This is a genomic window from Serratia sp. JKS000199 (assembly GCF_900215455.1).
GTDB classification, from domain to species: Bacteria; Pseudomonadota; Gammaproteobacteria; order Enterobacterales; family Enterobacteriaceae; genus Serratia; species Serratia ureilytica.
The window spans coordinates 1409138-1428282 of record NZ_LT907843.1 but is presented as its reverse complement, the minus strand read 5'-3'; the positions used below and the strand labels follow the sequence as shown (position 1 = coordinate 1428282).

The following is a 19145-nucleotide window of genomic DNA, read 5'->3' as shown; positions in this document are numbered from 1 at the left end:
CAGTTTAGAACTTGTCGACGACTTTGAAATTCATCAGCACCAGCGTCATGTCCGGCGAGAACAGATCGTACTCTTCGAAGAAGCGTTGTAGCTCTTTGCGCCAATGCGCCAGCGAACGATCGCCCTCGCCTTCGGCAAAGGCGTGCGCTTCATCGACCTGATCGTACGTTTTCATTTCCACCGCGGTCAGCTCAACCGCGCAGACCGGCTCTCCCTTGCCGTCCACCACCAGGAACCGATCGCCGGCCTGTGGGATGCCCTCGCCGTCCAGGTTGGAGCAGGTCGCCGTTTTGGTGCCGTTCAAAATCAATTGCACCACTTCATCGGCCTGCTGTTCGGTATCGCCGAACGCCCAGCGCTCAAGGTGCTCGTATTTCTGTGGAATTGCCGTCGCCATGATTATACCTTTTGGAAAAATGCCTCAATGCAGACAGGATAGTACAACGTATTGGCGGCCGTCTGCATCCGTCACAAGCACGACTGCGCGTTACGCCAGCGCCGTCTTTACGAGTTTTTACCGTTCTTCGCTGTGCCTTCAGCGCTACGGGGCGCATACTGTGAACAGTATTCACTCAATGGCAACGCCAGGCGGCAACATGCGGCAAGACGATTTCGATGCTGACGATACCTTCAGCGATTTACTCAACAGCGTCGCGTTGGCGACGCTGTTGCTCATCGCCATCGCCGGCGGATGGTATTTCAGTTAAGAGAGGGCCACGTGGCGACAAAACGCATGGGCAACAAGCTCAGTAAAATGGTGGTGGTGCTGCTGCTGATCTGCCTGGCGTTGCTGCTGTTGCGTTGGGCAGCGATAGCGTTCGGTTAATCCCATAAAACGACGCCGGCCAACCGCCGGCGCCCTGCTCACCGCCGCGGCGCCGCGGCCGGTTCCAGTAACTCGCGCAAATAGGCAAGACGCGCTTCCCCCTGTGGCAACCAGCGACGGCACAGCCAATGTTGCGTTTCACCCGTGCGGCTGAGGCGGTAGTACTCCGCCAAGGTTTCGACCCAGTTCATGTTGTGATCTCCTGCTTTTCGACACCGCAAGTATTGAGCGCAAAAACCAGAAGAAATACTGATGGCTTGTTTTTTATGCTTCCTGTTTTTGGCCGTCGGTAGCGAAGCCGCAGTTCAACTGCTACATTGGGCGAAAATCAACCCACCGAGGTGTAGGCCATGACGTTCTCGGAACAGGAGATTAAACCCGTATGGGATGAAGTCGCGCGCCTGATCGGCGACAGCGTGATGCAACTGCGCCATCGCGGCGAGGCGCTGTCGGTAGAAACGCTGGAGAAACATCTGGCGCGGCAGCTGGCCGAGAGCAACGACATCGAACGGCGTATCCTGCTCGGCGCCGCCATCAACATGCTGAAAGGCGGAAAATGAATCGCCAACCGAAAAGGTTGGCGATCCGACAGAAGCCCGAGGTATGCAAGCCCGGCCTTCTGCGCGCTACTATGTCACGCTAATATGACGTAATTAATAGGAATTGTCGGGTTTTTGCCCAAAACGCCCTATTTTTGTTGCCTGCATTACGCCAACACGAAATCGCCGGCATCCAGCGGCTGCCCCACCACTTTCACCAGGAAATCGTTGCCGTCAAAGGCGCCGCCCAGGTTGATCGCCACATCGCTGACGTGATTTTGCGCATCGTAGCTCAGCTTCGCCTCGCCCGCCTTGCCGCTGAACTGATCGACGAAGCGGATGCCGTCGGCGCTGCCTGTGTTGAACAGCGTCAGATCGATCTTGTCCTCGCCGCGCACGAAGTCGCGGATCCAATCCGGCGCCGCCGCCGTCGACTCATCCGCCGCGAAGTAGACGAAGGTGTCCTTGCCGGCGCCGCCCCACAGCTGATCCGCCCCTTTGCCGCCGTACAACACATCATCGCCCGCGCCGCCCTTGAGCACGTTATCGGCGGCGTTCCCGACCAGCACATCGTTACCCGACCCGCCGATGGCGTTTTCAATCGTTACGCCCGCCGCGATCGACACGTTGCCTTTCAGGCCGCCGACGTCCGAGAACGCCTTTTCATTCAGGTTGATGCGCTGATTTTGGCCGAAGCCGGAGAAGTCGAAGGTGTCGTTGCCGCCGGCATCCCAGGCGGTGAAGATTATCTTGTCCTGCGCACCGGTGGCGCTGAGGAAGTCGCGATCGGTGTTGGAATTGAAACCGTAAACCGTGTCGCCGGTGCGGGTGTTCATGTTGGCGCCGTAGAAATGCTGGATCGCCGTGATGTCATTGAGCAACGGCCCGGAAGAGTACGCGCCTTTAAAGTCCTGCCCGGTGTTGCTTTCGCTGAAATAGCTCATCAGGCTGTGGGCGCGGCTGTCTTCGAAGTAGGTCGCGTCTTTAGCGTAGGTGATGCTGACGCCCGGCGCGGCGTTATAGTCGCCCGGGTGCTGCAACCCCAGCGCATGACCGATCTCATGGGTGAAGGTCTGGCGGCCGTACTCGTTTTCATGGATCTGGTTGTTGACGAAGGTGTGGTTCTTGGCGTTATACCAGGTTTGACCGGCGACCGAAGGCGATGAATCCGGGTTATACGCAAAGGCATAGGAGCCGCGCGAGCTGTAATCGAACAGACCGAATTTGATGTTGGCGGCGGCGGTGTTGCTGGTCTCGGTGAAGGTGATGTTGGCCACGTCGGACCATGACTGCAGCGCCAGTTTGGCCTGCTCGCGCTGTTCCGCGTTAAAGCTGCTGAAGCCGCTGATGCTCATGCTCGACATATTGCCCGGCGCCTTTTCCCAGAAGCTGTAGGTCAGGGAGACCGGCTTTTCGGTCACGCCCTTGTCGTGCCAACTGCGATCGCCGCGCACCAGTTCCAGGCCGGCATTCTCGAACGTTTTCGACGGATGAAGCACGGTAATGGTGTCGTCTTCATCGGGTTTATAAGCGCCCAGCAGGGCTAATACGCCTTCGGCCTTAACGGAAGCATTGCTTGATGACATAACCTTATCTCCATATTCGTCAATTCAATCGGGGTGATGCCCCAACTGGCGGATTGCCTGAACGGCAGCGGCCCGGTGTTGAATCAATACGGGGATATCGGTAATGCGCTGGCGCCTTCCATCGGCACTCTGAATGAGAACGATAATCCCTTAAGAGAAGAGAATAGACACATTTTACCGAGAACAGATTTTTCTTATCAAAAGTGTGACAGGGATTTTCCGCCATGCGAATGATTTTCAAGGTAATAATCAGCATTATCACGATGTCGAAAAAAGTATAAAAAAACCGGGGCAATCCAACCCCGGCTATCCATAACACACTCTGGACTCAGACTAACCAACCGAGCAACAGCGTCGCGCCAATGACCGTGGAAGCGCCGCCGATGCGCGTAGCGATTTGGGCGAACGGCATCAGCCCCATGCGGTTGGACGCCGACAGGATCGCCACGTCGCCGGTGCCGCCCAGGCCGCTGTGACAGCAGGTGACGATCGCCGCTTCCACCGGGAACATCTTCAGGTAAGGCGCAATCAGGAAACTGACCAACCCCATCGACAGCACCACCGAGCCGCAGACCACCACATAGCCGACCGAGAACACCGCAACCACGCTTTCCAGCGGCACGTACAGCATGCCCAGACCGATCATCAGCGGCCACACCAACGCGGTGGAGACGAACTTATAGAAACTGTGCGCGCCGGTCTCCATCGAGGCCGGGATCACCCGGCAGTATTTGCACAGCACCGCGAACAGGATCATCAGCACCGGGCCAGGGATATGCACGATATGCTCGAACAGGCCGCCGACGATAAAGAAGGCGCAGATCACCAGCAGCCCACCGCCCATCAGTTGGAAATCGACGTTGCCGCTTTGTTCCTTGATGGCGAACATCGCGTTCTCCTGCGCCGAACGGATCAGCATGCCGTCGCCGCTCAGCGCCTTGCGCTGCATGCCGATGCGCGCCAGCACCCCGGCGGTCACGATGGCGAAGATATTACCCAGCACCGCCGCCGGCGCCAGCTGCGCGACGTAGACGTCCGGCGTCGATCCCAGGATCGCCGAATAGGCCAGCGACAGCGGTAAAATGCCCTCGCCGATGCCGCCGCCGATGATCGGCACGATGATAAAGAAGAAGGTGTGATAGAAGGTGAAGCCGAACAGTTTCCCCACCAGCAGCCCGGTGATCACCGCCGTGACCGTGCCCACCACCAGCGGCACGAACATGCGAATCATCCCCTGGATCAGGATCACCCGGTTCATGCCGAGAATGCTGCCGACCACCAGACTGGCGATGACGAAATAAAGCAGGTTGGCGTCTTTCATCAGCAGATGGACGGTGCCCATGACGTTGGGCTGGAACACGTTGAAGTAGACCAGCACCGACGGCACCATCAAACACAGAATGGCCGGCCCGCCGATATCGCGCAGCACGGGAATGCTTTTACCCAACTGCGCCAACGCAAAGCCCAGCGTCATTATCACCGCCAGGCCGCCGATCATATTCTTCGGCAGGAAGTTGGCGTAGGCGGAAATCGCCACGATGGCGCAAATCGTGATAAACAACGCGATCGGCACCGCACCGATATCTATTTGACGAAGTTGATTAATTAATCCTGATGATTCGGACGATGCCGTATTTTTATCACAGGCTATTTCTGCATTTATCTGTTTCATTATTCACCCTGCTGACAAGCGTACAGTACGGTTAGATTCACCTGGCGCAATAATCCCGCCATAGCCAAGTGAAAACAACTAATTACAAAAATCCTATTGCGGATTTCGCTTTTTCTAATAAGAAATAAAACAGTAGACAGCACTGACAATATGATAAAAAATAAAAATGCAAAACTAAATTACGCTGAGGGAATTCAATATTGTGACCCTCCGCCAAGGTTGGTTTTAATTAATTATCGTCAGCATTTTGTAATTAAAGTAATCAGGCTTAAATTCGCTGCTATGCTATAGGAGGGCGAAAAAGCCCCCTGCTTTATTAATAAAGAACCGGAAACGCAATTAGCTGAATCCGGTCAGCTTGATCCGAACCTTAATCCTGCGCGCGGCACCGCACGGGAAAAAGGCATAATATGACTCATAAGGAAGTAGAATATGTCTTCACGCGCTGTTACCCCACAAACCCTCGCTCGCTACGGCATCCATCAGGCCGCCGACATCGTCTATAACCCCAGCTATGAATTGCTGTTCGCCGAAGAGACCCGCGCCGACCTGCCGCCGCTGGAACGCGGCACCCTCACCCAACTGGGGGCGGTCAACGTCGCGACCGGCGAATTTACCGGCCGTTCGCCGAAAGACAAATACATCGTGCGCGACGACACCACGCGCGACACCGTCTGGTGGTCCGACAACGGTACCGGCAAGAACGACAACCAGCCGCTGTCGCCGGAAGTCTGGCAGCATCTGAAGACGCTGGTGGGCAACCAGCTCTCCGGCAAGCGTCTGTTCGTGGTGGATGCCTTCTGCGGCGCCAACGCCGATACGCGCCTGAAGGTGCGCTTCATCACCGAGGTGGCCTGGCAGGCGCACTTCGTGAAAAACATGTTTATCCGCCCAAGCGACGCCGAGCTGGCGGACTTTGAGCCGGACTTCGTGGTGTTGAACGGCGCCAAATGCACCAACCCGGACTGGCAACAGCAAGGGCTGCACTCGGAAAACTTCGTCGCTTTCAACCTGACCGAGCGCATGCAGCTGATCGGCGGCACCTGGTACGGCGGCGAGATGAAGAAAGGCCTGTTCTCGATCATGAACTATCTGCTGCCGCTGAAGGGCATCGCCTCGATGCACTGCTCGGCCAACGTCGGCGAGCAAGGCGACGTCGCGGTGTTCTTTGGCCTGTCCGGCACCGGCAAAACTACCCTCTCCACCGATCCGAAACGCCAGCTGATCGGCGATGACGAGCACGGCTGGGACGACGACGGCGTGTTCAACTTCGAAGGCGGCTGCTACGCCAAAACCATCAAGCTGTCGCCGCAGGCGGAGCCGGAAATCTATCAGGCGATCCGCCGCGATGCGCTGCTCGAAAACGTCACCGTGCGGGCCGACGGCAGCATCGACTTCGACGACGCCAGCAAAACCGAGAACACCCGCGTCTCTTACCCGATTTATCACATCGAGAACATCGTCAAACCGGTGTCCAAAGCCGGCCACGCGCGCAAGATCATCTTCCTGACCGCCGACGCCTTCGGCGTGCTGCCGCCGGTGTCGCGCCTGACGCCGGAGCAGACCCAATACCACTTCCTGTCCGGCTTCACCGCCAAGCTGGCCGGCACCGAGCGCGGCATCACCGCCCCGACGCCGACCTTCTCCGCCTGCTTCGGTGCCGCGTTCCTGACGCTGCACCCGACGCAATACGCTGAAGTGCTGGTGAAACGCATGGAGGCCGCCGGCGCCCAGGCTTACCTGGTCAACACCGGCTGGAACGGCAGCGGCAAGCGTATCTCGATCAAAGATACGCGCGGCATCATCGACGCCATCTTGAATGGCGACATTGAGCAGGCCGACACCTTCACGCTGCCGATCTTCGGGCTGGCAGTGCCGACCGCGCTGCCGGGTGTCGATCCGTCGATCCTCGATCCGCGCAAAACCTACGCCGACGAATCGCTGTGGCAGGAGAAAGCGCAGGATCTGGCGCAGCGCTTTATCGATAACTTCGCCAAATATACCGTCACCCAGGCGGGCGAAAAGCTGGTGAACGCCGGGCCGAAGCTGTAACGCAGACGTTTAGCATCCTGCTGTTTAAGGGCCGAACTTTCGGCCCTTTCTTGTTTTCATCCTTCCGCCAGCAAACCCGGCATCACCAGCGCCACCGCCGCCGCGATGCGCTCGTCGATCGCGCTGCCGGGCGGCAACAGCCCCAGCGTCATCTGCCGCAGCGGTTCGGCGATGGTCATCGCCAACAGCAGATCGCTGGTTTGCGCCCAGTCGCGCTCACGCAGCCACCCGCACTGCTGCTGGCGCCGCAGCCAGTCCGCCACCGTCGCCCGTCCGCGCTGAATGCCGTTGCGCTGATAGCTGTCCAGCAGCGCCTCGCGCCCCGGAAACTCGCTTTGCAGCAGCCGAAACATCCCCACCGCTTCGGCGCTCAATACCTGCTGCGCCACCGCCTTCAGCCCTTTTTCCAACAGCGGCGCCACCGCCTCCCACCGCCCGGCATCCTGGGCGAAGGCCGGCTGAAACGCATCGGTCCAGCCGCTCACCGCCTGCGCCACCAGTTCGTCGCGATTGGCCGCAAAGCGATACAGGGTTTTTTTAGCCACCCCGGCGCGTTTCGCCACCGCATCCACCGTTGCCGCGGCATAGCCGCCGTCGAGCAACAGCGCCAGCGTCGCCTGCGCCAGCGCGGCGCGCAGCGCCGTTTCCGGCGTGGCCGGCCGGCCGCGAGCACGCAGCGGTTCTTCATTCGGGTTCGCCATATTTATTCCTCACAAGCATTGACAGACTCAGCATAGCGGCATAACTTTATTTTGGAAACACTATTCGTTTCCAAAATAAAACAGGAACCCATTATGACACATCCTTCCCTGCTGGCGCCGTGGGGCGTTAACGATATCAACGAGTTGCTCAAACCTGAACCGCTGCGGCTGGAGATGGGGCTGAGTCGCAGCGCCGACGGTTTGCTGACCGTCGCGGTCCGTACCGATCTGCACGGCTGCAAGGGGCGCATGCTGGACTGGTGGTTCACCTTCTTTGAGAACACGCAGCACATCAACTGGTGGCACCCGCACGATCACGTTGAACATCGCGGCTGGGACCGCCATTGGAAAAAAGGGGAAAGCTACGTCGGCGCCAGCATCGAAGCGGTCGAATGGCTGGCGGAGCTGCCACCGGTCGCGGCGCGCCTCAAATTCCACGCCGCCGAGGACTTCTTCGCGCCGCAACCGCTGCGCCAGGCGCGTGACGCGCAGGCGCTCTCCGCCGCCGTGTGCGCGCGCATCGGCTTCGGCGACCAGGTGGCGTTGGATGACAACGGCGATCCCTGCGACGGCGAGATGCTGCATCTGGCGCGCGATACGCCCTACGGGTGCGTGCTGCGCAGCCGTTTCCTGCTGGGTAAAGCCTGCGCCAACGCCCACGACGAACTCTCGGACGACATCGGGTTTAACCTGATGCGCCACTGCTACAACGAGTTCAGCTATCTGGCGCAGTTCCTGCCGTCGCTGTACTACGCCGAAAACGGCCGCGAGCCGGCGCCGTTGCTCTGGTAATGCATCAGCGGGGACCTGTTAATTTTTCGCGATATCGCTATAGTGATTTTCATCGTTTTCCCCTGCGCTCATGACGGAGACATCATGGAAAATCCCTGCTATAGCGGCGGCTGCCTGTGCGGATATATTCGCTTTCAGGCACGCGGCCTGCCTGGCAATCCGCACAGCTGTTCCTGCGATTTTTGCCGCCGCCACTCCGGCGCGCCGACGCTCTGCTGGGTCGAATTTCCGCGTCAGGCCATCGAGTGGAACGGCCCGGGCGGCATGCCCACACTCTACCGTTCTTCACCCTATTCCAGCCGCGCCTTTTGCCCGCGCTGCGGCAGCACGCTGGGGGCGATCGACGACGAGCCGACGGTGGCGCTGGCCACCGGCAGCTTCGATCGGGCCAATCTGCCGGAGCTGCGCCCGACCTCACATGCGTTCACCGATGTTTGCCCCGAATGGTGGCGTATCGACGGCATGCGCTGAGCGCCTCACAGTTCCCGCTGAAATCAATTGATTGTTTTGTCGTATAAATTTAGAACTGACGAACAATAATTCAAATGTATGGGAACGGGGATGAATCAACAGACTCTCGACGCGCGCCGCTCGCGTCAGGCGTTGCTGGCCGGCTCGGTCGGCAACTTTATCGAATGGTACGAGTTCGGGGTGTACGGGTTCCTGGCCACCGTTATCGCCGCCAATTTTTTCACGCTGCAGGGTGAAAATGAAATCACCAGCCTGATCCTCACCTACGCCGCCTTCGCGCTGGCGTTTTTCTGCCGGCCGATCGGCGCGGTGATCTTCGGCCGCATCGGCGATCGCATCGGCCGTCGTCCGACGCTGATTGCGGTCCTGCTGCTGATGACGCTGGCGACGGCGTTGATCGGCGTCATGCCGACCTATGCCTCGATCGGCGTCGCCGCCCCGCTGCTGCTGACGCTGCTGCGTATGTTCCAGGGGCTGTTCGCCGGCGGCGAATTCGGCGGCGCCGTGTCGCTGATGACCGAGTTCGCCCCAAAGGGCAAGCGCGGGCTGTTCGGCGCATGGCAATCGCTGACCGTCGCGCTCGGCCTGTTGGCCGGCGCCGGGCTGGTGGCGCTGCTGGCTGCGCTGCTGAGCGTGCAGCAGTTGCATGACTGGGGCTGGCGCATTCCCTTCCTGCTGGCGCTGCCGATGGGCGCCGTGGCGCTGTGGCTGCGGCTCAAGCTTGAGGAAACGCCGACGTTTACCCAGGCGCAGCACGCCGCGGAGCACACCGCCGCGCCGCCGGAAGCGAAGCTGGGCGGCGTGGTGAAAACCATTCTGGTCGGCATCGGCCGCATGATGGGCTGGTCGGCCGCCGGCTATACCTTCCTGGTGGTGATGCCTTCCTATTTGCAAACCTCGCTGCACGCTACCTTCCAGCAAGCGCTAGTGGCGACGGTGCTGGCCAACGTCGGTTTCGCCCTGACCATCCTGCCGGCGGGCATCATCAGCGACAGGCTGGGACGAAAAACGGTGATGCTGACGGCGGTGGCGGCGGTGATCCTGTTCACCTTCCCGCTGCTGCACCTGTTGCAGGATGCGCAGAGCTCACTGTGGATCAAAGGGCTGGCAGTCATGATCGCCGGCGCCGTGGTCGGCCTGCTGGCCGGTCCCGGCCCGGCGATGCTGGCGGAGATGTTCCCGACCCGGGTGCGCTATACCGGCCTGGGGCTGGCTTACTCGCTGTCCAATGCGGTGTTTTCCGGCTCGGCCGGGCTGATTATCACCGGCCTCATCAAACAGACCGGCAATATCGACATTCCCGCCTACTATGTGGTCGCCACGTCGGTGGTCAGCCTGTTTGCGCTGATGACGCTGCGCCGCGACGATCATCTGCGCTCGCTGAACGAACGTTAATCCTCCGGGGGCGCATCGCCCCCATTCCAACTCGTGATAATGATCACAACGCAAAAATGTTAACGTTAACTTTTGTGATTAACATCGCATGAGTGATAACTGACAGCTTCATCCATCCGAGAGTTAACGTTAACAATAGAGCTAACTTCACTCACCGGGGCCCTACCCATGAACCGCGAAACTAAAAAATATTACGTGCTGCTCAGCGGCCTGCTGTTCTTCTTCTTCTTCACCTGGTCTTCCAGCTTTTCGCTGATCTCGCTGTGGCTGAATCAAAAGATCGGGCTGAAAGGCGCCGAGACCGGCCTGATCTTCTCCGCCATCTCGCTGGTGGCGCTGTGCGCACAGCCGTTGTACGGCTTTATTCAGGACAAACTTGGGCTGCGCAAACACCTGCTGCAGTTTCTCGGCGTGATGCTGCTGCTGACCGGCCCGTTCTTTATCTACGTTTATGCCCCGCTGCTGGCGAGCAGCCTGCCACTCGGCGCTTTGGTCGGCGGGGTGTTCATCGGCGCGACCTTCTTCGCCGGCATCGGCGCGCTGGAGTCTTATACCGAGCGCGTCAGCCGCATCAGCGGTTTTGAGTTCGGCCGCGCCCGCATGTGGGGCTCGCTCGGCTGGGCCAGCGCCACCTTTGTGGCCGGTTTTATCTTCAATATCAATCCGAACATCAATTTCTGGCTGGCCTCCGCCGCCGCCGTGGTGTTCCTGTTGCTGCTCAGCCAGGTGCGCGAGCTGAAGCCGAACGCCATGGCCGGCCTGGCGTTCGGCAAACCGGAGAACCTGCGGCTGCAGGACGCGCTGGCGCTGCTGCGCATGCCGGGCTTCTGGGCGCTGGTGGTGTTTGTGCTGGGGATCAGCGTATACAACGTTTTCGATCAGCAATTTTCTGTCTACTTCGCTTCACAGTTCGCTTCTCGCGCACAGGGCAACGAGATGTACGGTTTTCTCAACTCGCTGCAGGTCTTCCTCGAAGCCGGCGGCATGTTCCTGGCCCCGCTGCTGGTGAACCGTATCGGCGCCAAGCAGGGGCTGTTGCTGGCGGGCAGCGTGATGGCGCTGCGTATGTTCGGTTCCGGGTTGGTCACCGGCGCCCTGATGATCTCCGCCATGAAACTGCTGCACGCCGTAGAGTTGCCAATCCTGCTGATCGCTATCTTCAAATACATCGCCAGCCGCTTCGACAGCCGACTCTCCTCCACGCTGTACCTGGTAGGCTTCCAGTTCATCACCCAGGTGATGGCCAGCTTCCTGTCGCCGCTGGCGGGCTACGGTTATGACCGCATCGGCTTTGCCGACACCTATCTGCTGATGGGCTGCGCGGTCGCCGCCACCACGCTTGTCTCCTGTTTCTTGCTGCGCGGCGAACGCTCCGCCACGGCAACGCCCTTTCCATCCGCCATTAAATCAAGTGAGTCTGTCCAATGAACACTGCTTTAGCTCAAGCCGACCATGCGGTCGAAGCCCTGCGCGCAGAGCGCCGAGACGATTATTATCCGCAGTTCCATCTCGCACCGGCCGCCGGCTGGATCAACGATCCCAACGGCCTGATCTGTATTGACGGCGTCTATCATGCGTTCTTCCAACATCATCCCCATAGCGAGCACTGGGGGCCCATGCACTGGGGGCATGCGACCAGCCGCGATCTGATACGCTGGCAGCACCAACCCATCGCCCTGGCGCCCGATGCGCCCTATGACAAAGACGGTTGTTTTTCCGGCTGCGCCGTGGATGACAACAGCGTGCTGACGCTGCTTTACACCGGCCACGTGTGGTTGGGCGAACCCGGTGACGACAGCCAGGTGCGGGAAGTGCAATGTCTGGCCACCAGCGAAGACGGCATACGCTTCGTCAAGCACGGGCCGGTACTGGCCCCGCCGGACGGCATTCAGCATTTTCGCGATCCGAAAGTCTGGCGCGAAAACGGCGAATGGTGGCTGGTGGTCGGCGCCAAAGAAAACGGCCTGGGCCAGGTGCGCCTGTACCGCTCTGCCGACCTGCGCGCCTGGCGCTTCGATCGGGTGCTGGCCGGCGCGCAAACGGCGCATCAGGGCTATATGTGGGAATGCCCGGATTTCTTTCAGCTGGGGGAGCAACACCTGCTGCTGTTTTCGCCGCAGGGGCTGGCGGCGCAGGGCTACCGCTACCGCAATCGCTTCCAGAGCGGCTATCTGCTCGGCCATTGGCGGCCGGACGGCGACTTTACGGTAACGCAGCCCTTCTGCGAGCTGGATGCCGGCCACGATTTCTATGCGCCGCAGACCTTCACCGCCGCCGACGGCCGTCGGCTGCTGTTTGCCTGGATGGATATGTGGGAATCACCGATGCCCAGCAAAGCGCACCGCTGGGCCGGCGCCCTCACCCTGCCACGCGAGCTGACGCTGGCCGCCGACGGCAGCGTCCGCATGAATCCGGCGCGTGAACTGGCGGCGTTGCGCCGAGGATCGCAGACGTTGTCGGCGCAGACGCTGACCAATCAGCATCTGCCGCTGACGAACGATATGCAGGAGCTCATCCTGACGTTGAGACCGGCCGCCAGCGACGCCGAGCGGTACGGTCTGGCCATTGGGAGTGCGGCGCGGCTGTTCGTCGACAATCAGTCACACCGATTGGTGCTGGAGCGTTTTAATGAACACCCGGCGCTGTGCACCTGCCGCAGTGTGCCGCTGCCGGAGGGTGACATTCTGTCGCTGCGGATCTTTATCGATCGCTCCTCACTGGAGATCTTCGTTAATCAGGGGCAGGCCTGCCTGACCAGCCGCATCTATCCGACGGCGGGCGATCGCCGCCTCAGCCTGTTCGCCGAAGGCGGCCAGGCGCTGTTCGAGCCCATCACGGGATGGCAGTTGGCAAGCATCTGGGGGTAATGGGAATGAGCACCGGGCGCGCAGCGACGCCCCCGGTGCGTTTACAGCGAACCACGTTCCAGCAGCGGGCAAGGCACTTTCACCGTATCACGCTGTTCCCGCCGCTCAATCACATGCAGCGCCGCAAGACGACCCAGTTCATAATGCGGCAGCTGCACCGTCGTCAATGCCGGCAGGAACAGCTCGCCGGTGCCGACCATATTGTCGTAGCCCAGCACCGCCACCTGCTGCGGTATCTGCCATCCTTGCGCCAGCAATACCTGATACGCCAGAAACGCTATCCGATCGTTCCCACACACCACGACATCGCAATCGCGCCGGCCGGCGGAAAAATGCCGCTCCAGCAACGCTACGCAGTCGCGATAGCTTTGATCGCCGGCGCTCAGATCGAGATGATACTGCCGCAGCTGTTCAACATCGCGCCCCGCTTCGCGCCAGGCGCGTTCCAGACCGCGGCGGCGCAGCCCCGCCGCCAGCGTATCCGCCGGTAAATGAATGCACAAAGGCGCGCGATAGCCTTTGGCGATCAGCGTGCGCGTCGCGTCATACTGCCCTTGCTCATCATCAGGAATGTAGCTGGCGATCGAATGCGCCGGGCTGACGCAGTTGGCCAACACCAGCTTTTTGTCCAGCAGTTTGGCCGGCAGCGTCACCTCACGCAGTCCCATCGTGGTGAAGATCACCCCATCCGGCCGATGCGCCAGCAGCAGATCGACGGTCTGTTCGGCGTTGTCGTCGGCGAACAGGTTGACGACGAAGCTGTTCCAGCCGCGCTCGCGCGCGGTTTTCTCAATCGACAGGATCATTTCCACCGAGAACGGCGTCGTGGCGGTGTCCAGCGCCAGCACGCCGAGCGTCTGCACGCGATTTCCGTCACCGCGAATACGCCGCGCCGACAGATCCGGCACATAGTCCAACCGATCGATAGCTTGTTTGACGCGGCGGTAGGTTTCCGGCCGCAGCTTGCCGGGATCATTGATGGCGCGGGACACCGTCATCAACGAGACTCCGGCAAGTTTTGCGACGTCTTTCAGCGAAGCCATGCGCCCTTCTTTATGATTAATGGGAAAAAGTGAATAATCCCATAACCGAGCGCAGGACTCTACTCTGCGTTAACGGGGTGTGATGTCCGCCCACAGGATAGCGCTGCCGGCCCTTAACGGCGCCACGTCGCCCCCCGCCGCCGATGCCGTCCACCAGACGCCCTCGCGCGCGCTCAGTTCGCCGCCCCCCGGCAGCGACCAGAGCCCGCTCAGCACATACAGCACCCCCGCCCGCCCCGGCGGCAAGGTTAGCGGCTCGGCGCTGCGTTGCACCTGCGCCGCTAGCCGGCCGCGGCGCGTCATGATGTTGAAATCCTGACTGGCGCCGCCCAGCAGCGTCGCTTCCAGCGCCACGTCGCCGGAAAAGGCGAACGGCTCCCCGATACGCGCCAACTGATGGTCGATATGCCCGGCGCTGAACAGCCGCACGCCGTCGCCTTCCAGCAGCGTGATCGAACGGTCAATGCCCGCAAAGGCGGAAAACGGCCCGTCCTGCGCGATGGTGGCGATGCTGGCGCGCCAGTCGAAATCCGGCTCGCCCGGCGGCCAACTGACGATTTCACGGGTTTCCCCGCCGCCGTTGCGCCACGGGCTGACCGGCAGCCCAGCGAAATTAAAACGGGTCAGGCTCATTACGCCTCCTGCTGAAAGGTTTTCAACACCTGCAGGAACTCGGCGCTGCTCTGCTGCTGCAGCGCGTGCCGCCCCTGCTCGATCACCTGCCGGCCGCCGACGAACACGTCGCGAATTTGCTCTTTGCCGCCGGCGAACAGCCAGCGGTTGAGGATCGAGGCGTCCGGCGCCGCCGCCAGATACGGGTCGTCGCCGTCCAGCACCAGCCAGTCGGCGCGATAGCCGCTCTGCAAGCGGCCGATCGGCGCGCCGCACGCCTGCGCGCCGCCCTGAAGCGCCTGCAGGTACAGCACATCGCCCACCGCCGACTGTTCCGGCGTCGTCAGACGGTTGCGGCGCTGATCGCGCAGCCGCTGGCCGTATTCGAACCAGCGCAGCTCTTCCACCACGTTGAGCGAAACGTGGCTGTCGGAACCGATGCCCCAGCGCCCCTGCTGCTGCAGGTAAGCGTCGCCGGGGAAAATGCCGTCGCCGAGGTTGGCTTCGGTGGTCAGGCACAGGCCGGCCACCGCGCGGCTGCGCGCCAGCGCTTCCAGCTCATCGCGATCCAGATGGGTGGCATGCACCAGACACCAGCGCTGATCGACCGGCAGATGGTCATACAGCCAGGCCACCGGGCGCTGCCCGCTCCACGCCAGGCAGTCGTTCACCTCTTTTTGCTGCTCGGCGATATGAATATGCACCGGCAAAGTGCGATCCGACGCGGCCAAAATCTGCTGCATCTGGCCCAGCTCCACCGCACGCAGCGAATGGAAGCACAGCCCCTGATTCTGCAACGGGCGATCCGCCAGCTGACGGGCAATCACCTGCTGCTGTTGCAGATAGCTTTCGGTGTCCTGGATAAACCGTTTCTGCCCCGGCTGGGCCGGCTGGGCGCCGAAACCGGCGTAGCTGTACAGTACCGGCAGCATCGTCATGCCGATGCCGGCCTGATGCGCGGCCGCGCTGAGGCGGCCGGTCATTTCACCGCGATCGGCGTAAGGCTTGCCGTCGGCGTCGTGATGCAGGTAGTGGAATTCGGCCACCTGGGTATATCCGCCCTTGAGCATTTCGATATACAGTTGACGGGCGACCACCTCCACCTGCTCCGGCGTCAGGCGCTGCACCAGCCGATACATCAGATCGCGCCAGGTCCAGAAGCTGTCCTGCGGGTTGCCCGCCACTTCCGCCAACCCGGCCATCGCGCGCTGAAAGGCGTGGGAGTGCAGGTTCGGCATGCCCGGCACCGCATCGCCGTGCAGCCGGGTGCAGCCTTGCGGTTCAGCGTTGGCGGTAACTTGAGTCAGATAACCTTGCGCATCGACGTCCAGCCGGACGTTATGCGCCCAGCCCTCAGGGAGCAAAGCGCGTGGGGCAAAATAAGCAGGCATGGCAGTATTCCACGGTTGATGTAACGGCGAATGAGGCGCGGCGATGGCGCGCATTCAGGAATTTTTGGCGGTCGCCGGCAAGTTTCTGGCGCGACGGCCACTAGTTGTATATACATATACATACGCCGACATCAACAGTAAACTGGTGTTATTATTTTTTTATTTGACGAGGTTAACGTCGTGGCTGAACAACAGACCGTGTTACAACTGGCGGCTGCAATGAGCGATGCCCCCGCCCCGATCTACCAACGGGTCAAACAGGCGATCGTGAATCAAATCCGTGCGGGGCACTGGCAACCGCACCAGCGCGTGCCCTCCGAAAGTGAACTGGTGGCGGAACTGGGCGTCAGCCGCATGACCATCAACCGCGCGCTGCGCGAGCTGACCAGCGAAGGTTTTCTGATCCGCATGCAAGGCGTCGGCACCTTCGTCGCCGAAGCCAAGGCGCACACCGCGCTGCTGGAAGTGCACAACATCGCCGATGAGATCGCCGCGCGCGGTCATCGCCACAGCAGCAAAATCCTCGAGCTGAAGGCCCGCCCGGCCAGCGAGGAAGAGGCGGCGGCGCTCGGCATTCAGCCCGGCCAACGGCTGTTCTATTCGCAGATCGTGCATTACGAAAACGACGTGCCGGTGCAGGTGGAAGACCGCTGCGTCAATCCGCTGGTGGCGCCGGATTACCTGAAGCAGGATTTCGACCGCGTCACGCCCTACACCTATCTGACGCAGGCCGCGCCGCTGACCGCCGGCGAACACATCGTCGAAGCGGTGATCCCGACCCGGCGCGAACGCGAGCTGCTGCAGCTGGAGGACCACGAACCCGGCCTGCTGATCCACCGTCGCACCTGGTCCGGCAAAACCGTGGTGACCTCGGCCCGGCTGCTGTACCCCGGCAGCCGCTATCAACTGTTCGGACGCTTCACCAGCGAAGTCTGATCCCCGTCGGGCGCGCCCTGCGCCCGCATCTCCGCTGTCGATCACATCCTGATAACAAAATCTCTCCCGCCTCTTGTGACATCCCGGTGAATGCGTTAGGTTGTTTTTAATTGTATATACAACCATGTGGGAGCTGCGGCTCCGGCGGAGGAAAGCAATGACGTCTGAGATTCACTGTGACAGCCTGTGGCGCGGCGCCGATATCGTCACCATGCGCGACGGCAAATATCACACCCTGACCGACGGCGCGATCGCCGTACGCGACGGCAAGATTGTCTGGATTGGCGAACATGCGGCGCTGCCGCCCGGCCTGATGGCGGACGAAACGGTGAAATTCGACGGCGGCATCATCACCCCCGGCTTTGTTGATTGCCACACGCACCTGGTGTTCGGCGGCAACCGCAGCGGCGAGTTCGAACAGCGACTGAACGGCGTAAGCTACGCCGACATCGCCGCACAGGGCGGCGGTATCATTTCCACCGTGAAAGCCACCCGCGAGGCCGACGAAGCGCTGCTGCTGGAACAGGCGCTGTTCCGTCTGCGGCCGCTGCTGGCGGAAGGCGTCACCTGCGTGGAGATCAAATCCGGTTACGGCCTCAGCCTGGAAAGCGAACTGAAGATGCTGCGGGTGGCGCGCAAGTTGGGCGAACTGCTGCCGGTCGAGGTGAAAACCACCTGTCTGGCAGCCCATGCGCTGCCGCCGGAATACGCCAACCGCGCCGACGACTACATCAATCTGGTCTGCGATACCATTATCCCGCAGGCCGCCGCCGCCGGCCTGGCGGATGCGGTTGACGCCTTCTGCGAACATCTGGCGTTCTCACCGGCGCAGGTGGAGCGAGTCTTCGCCGCCGCCGAAGCGGCCGGTTTACCGGTCAAGCTGCACGCCGAGCAGCTCTCCGCCCTCGGCGGTAGCACGCTGGCGGCGCGCCATCACGCGCTCTCCGCCGACCATCTCGAATACGCCACCGAGCAAGACGCCCGCGCCATGGGCGACGCCGGCACCGTGGCGGTGCTGCTGCCGGGCGCCTATTACCTGCTGCGTGAAACCCAATGTCCGCCGGTAGAGCTGTTCCGCAAGCACCACGTGGCGATGGCGATCGCCAGCGACGCCAACCCCGGCACCTCGCCGGCGCTGTCGCTGCGTCTGATGATCAACATGGCCTGCACGCTGTTCCGCCTGACGCCGGAAGAAGCGCTGGCGGGCGTCACCACCCACGCCGCCAAAGCGCTGGGACTGCAACACAGCCACGGCACGCTGGAAACCGGCAAGGTGGCGGACTTCGTTCACTGGCCGCTGTCGCGGCCGGCGGAACTGGCTTATTGGTTGGGCGGCCAGCTGCCCTGTACGGTGATTTTCCGAGGAGAAGTACGTCAATGACCATTCGCGATCCTTTTAGCTTCCAAGGCGGCAGCCTGCCGCTGCTGATCAGCATCCCACACGCCGGCACACAGCTGACGCCGGCGGTCGAGGCCGGGCTGACCGACGATGCCCGCCCGCTGCCCGATACCGACTGGCACATTCCGCAGCTGTACGACTTCGCCCGGGCGATGGGCGCCAGCGTACTGGTCGGCAACTATTCGCGCTTCGTCATCGATCTGAATCGCCCGGCGGACGACAAGCCGCTGTATACCACCGCCACCACCGGTCTGTATCCCGACGTACTGTTCGACGGCCGCCCAAGCTTCCTGCCGGGCAAAACGCCGACGGACACAGAACGCGCCGGCTATTTGCAGCAAATTTGGCAACCTTATCATCAGCAGCTGCAGAACGAGCTGGCGCGCCTCAAAGCGCGGCACGGCTATGCGTTGCTGTTCGACGCGCACTCCATCGCCTCGGTGATCCCGCGGCTGTTCGACGGCAAACTGCCGGATCTCAACCTCGGCACCAACGGCGGCGAAAGCTGCGCCCAGGCGCTGAGCGATCGGCTGGTCGCCTGCTGCAAGCAGCAACAGCAGTACACCCACGTGCTGAACGGCCGCTTCAAGGGCGGTTACATCACCCGTGCCTACGGTCAACCGCAGCAGCAACAGCATGCGATCCAGCTCGAGCTGGCGCAGGTCAACTACATGTCCGAACAGTATCCTTTCGCGTTCGAACCGCAGCGCGCCGCCTCGCTGCAGCGCCTGCTCAAGCAGATGGTTGAAAGCCTGTTGGACGGCGCCGCCAGGCTGAACTGATCCCCCCTTTACAGGCGCCGCCGGGCGCCTGTTTTTCTCCTGCCTTTAACCGCAACGCCAGCGGCAATCTGCGCGCTATAT

At 61.3% G+C, this 19145-nt stretch carries 19 protein-coding genes; 11 read left to right on the top strand and 8 right to left on the bottom strand.

The window, feature by feature from the left end:
• Positions 1-4: 4 nt before the first annotated feature.
• Positions 5-397, bottom strand: coding sequence for an ASCH domain-containing protein (locus CPH57_RS06975; RefSeq protein ID WP_033638276.1), 393 nt, complete (start codon positions 395-397; stop codon positions 5-7).
• 336 nt (positions 398-733) lie between these two features.
• On the opposite strand from CPH57_RS06975, the gene yniD reads away from it, so the two are divergent.
• Positions 734-826, top strand: coding sequence for a small membrane protein YniD (gene yniD, locus CPH57_RS24655; RefSeq protein WP_016928013.1), 93 nt, complete (start codon positions 734-736; stop codon positions 824-826).
• Between the two features lie 38 nt (positions 827-864).
• Here the strand turns inward: yniD and CPH57_RS24555 are convergent, their stop codons facing one another.
• On the bottom strand, positions 865-1017 hold the full coding sequence (locus CPH57_RS24555) for a hypothetical protein (protein WP_162882321.1): 153 nt from the start codon (positions 1015-1017) through the stop codon (positions 865-867).
• A gap of 159 nt (positions 1018-1176) precedes the next feature.
• Here CPH57_RS24555 and CPH57_RS06970 point away from each other — a divergent pair, with 159 nt between their 5' ends.
• The gene (locus CPH57_RS06970) at positions 1177-1386 is read left to right on the top strand and encodes a hypothetical protein (RefSeq protein ID WP_033642834.1); all 210 of its coding nucleotides are present in this window, start codon (positions 1177-1179) and stop codon (positions 1384-1386) included.
• A 146-nt stretch (positions 1387-1532) separates the two neighbouring features.
• On the opposite strand, the gene CPH57_RS06965 is transcribed toward CPH57_RS06970, so the two are convergent.
• The gene (locus tag CPH57_RS06965; RefSeq protein ID WP_033642833.1) at positions 1533-2951 is read right to left on the bottom strand and encodes a serralysin family metalloprotease; all 1419 of its coding nucleotides are present in this window, start codon (positions 2949-2951) and stop codon (positions 1533-1535) included.
• A 328-nt stretch (positions 2952-3279) separates the two neighbouring features.
• Positions 3280-4623 (bottom strand): 2-hydroxycarboxylate transporter family protein, encoded by a 1344-nt coding sequence (locus CPH57_RS06955; RefSeq protein ID WP_033642832.1) that lies wholly within the window; start codon positions 4621-4623, stop codon positions 3280-3282.
• A gap of 432 nt (positions 4624-5055) precedes the next feature.
• Between CPH57_RS06955 and pckA the strand changes: the two genes are divergently transcribed.
• Positions 5056-6675: a phosphoenolpyruvate carboxykinase (ATP) gene (pckA, locus tag CPH57_RS06950; protein ID WP_033642831.1), complete on the top strand. Its 1620-nt coding sequence runs from the start codon at positions 5056-5058 to the stop codon at positions 6673-6675.
• 56 nt (positions 6676-6731) lie between these two features.
• On the opposite strand, the gene CPH57_RS06945 is transcribed toward pckA, so the two are convergent.
• Positions 6732-7376, bottom strand: coding sequence for a TetR/AcrR family transcriptional regulator (locus tag CPH57_RS06945; RefSeq protein WP_046686933.1), 645 nt, complete (start codon positions 7374-7376; stop codon positions 6732-6734).
• A 93-nt stretch (positions 7377-7469) separates the two neighbouring features.
• Here CPH57_RS06945 and CPH57_RS06940 point away from each other — a divergent pair, with 93 nt between their 5' ends.
• The 5 genes from CPH57_RS06940 (at position 7470) to CPH57_RS06920 (ending at position 12901) form a co-directional block, all read left to right on the top strand.
• A complete protein-coding gene (locus CPH57_RS06940; protein WP_025302572.1) occupies positions 7470-8168 on the top strand; it encodes a DAPG hydrolase family protein in 699 nt (232 codons plus the stop codon).
• Positions 8169-8252: 84 nt separating this feature from the next.
• On the top strand, positions 8253-8639 hold the full coding sequence (locus tag CPH57_RS06935; RefSeq protein ID WP_096242178.1) for a GFA family protein: 387 nt from the start codon (positions 8253-8255) through the stop codon (positions 8637-8639).
• 90 nt (positions 8640-8729) lie between these two features.
• Positions 8730-10034, top strand: coding sequence for an MFS transporter (locus CPH57_RS06930; RefSeq protein ID WP_042784313.1), 1305 nt, complete (start codon positions 8730-8732; stop codon positions 10032-10034).
• 168 nt (positions 10035-10202) lie between these two features.
• Positions 10203-11462 (top strand): MFS transporter, encoded by a 1260-nt coding sequence (locus tag CPH57_RS06925; protein WP_047576088.1) that lies wholly within the window; start codon positions 10203-10205, stop codon positions 11460-11462.
• A complete protein-coding gene (locus CPH57_RS06920; RefSeq protein WP_060660805.1) occupies positions 11459-12901 on the top strand; it encodes a glycoside hydrolase family 32 protein in 1443 nt (480 codons plus the stop codon). The genes CPH57_RS06925 and CPH57_RS06920 overlap by 4 nt, the downstream gene beginning before the upstream one ends.
• Positions 12902-12942: 41 nt before the next feature.
• Here the strand turns inward: CPH57_RS06920 and CPH57_RS06915 are convergent, their stop codons facing one another.
• From CPH57_RS06915 to CPH57_RS06905, 3 genes are all read right to left on the bottom strand, one after another.
• Positions 12943-13944 (bottom strand): LacI family DNA-binding transcriptional regulator, encoded by a 1002-nt coding sequence (locus tag CPH57_RS06915; RefSeq protein ID WP_096242177.1) that lies wholly within the window; start codon positions 13942-13944, stop codon positions 12943-12945.
• Positions 13945-14013: 69 nt separating this feature from the next.
• On the bottom strand, positions 14014-14577 hold the full coding sequence (locus CPH57_RS06910) for a HutD family protein (protein ID WP_033652099.1): 564 nt from the start codon (positions 14575-14577) through the stop codon (positions 14014-14016).
• Positions 14577-15947 (bottom strand): formimidoylglutamate deiminase, encoded by a 1371-nt coding sequence (locus tag CPH57_RS06905; RefSeq protein WP_096242176.1) that lies wholly within the window; start codon positions 15945-15947, stop codon positions 14577-14579. The genes CPH57_RS06910 and CPH57_RS06905 overlap by 1 nt, the downstream gene beginning before the upstream one ends.
• A gap of 180 nt (positions 15948-16127) precedes the next feature.
• On the opposite strand from CPH57_RS06905, the gene hutC reads away from it, so the two are divergent.
• The 3 genes from hutC to hutG all read left to right on the top strand — a co-directional run bounded on the left by hutC (position 16128) and on the right by hutG (position 19064).
• Positions 16128-16883, top strand: coding sequence for a histidine utilization repressor (hutC, locus tag CPH57_RS06900; protein WP_033652097.1), 756 nt, complete (start codon positions 16128-16130; stop codon positions 16881-16883).
• Positions 16884-17040: 157 nt separating this feature from the next.
• Positions 17041-18264, top strand: coding sequence for an imidazolonepropionase (hutI, locus tag CPH57_RS06895; protein ID WP_046686929.1), 1224 nt, complete (start codon positions 17041-17043; stop codon positions 18262-18264).
• The gene (gene hutG / locus CPH57_RS06890; protein WP_047576098.1) at positions 18261-19064 is read left to right on the top strand and encodes an N-formylglutamate deformylase; all 804 of its coding nucleotides are present in this window, start codon (positions 18261-18263) and stop codon (positions 19062-19064) included. The genes hutI and hutG overlap by 4 nt, the downstream gene beginning before the upstream one ends.
• Positions 19065-19145 lie beyond the last annotated feature (81 nt).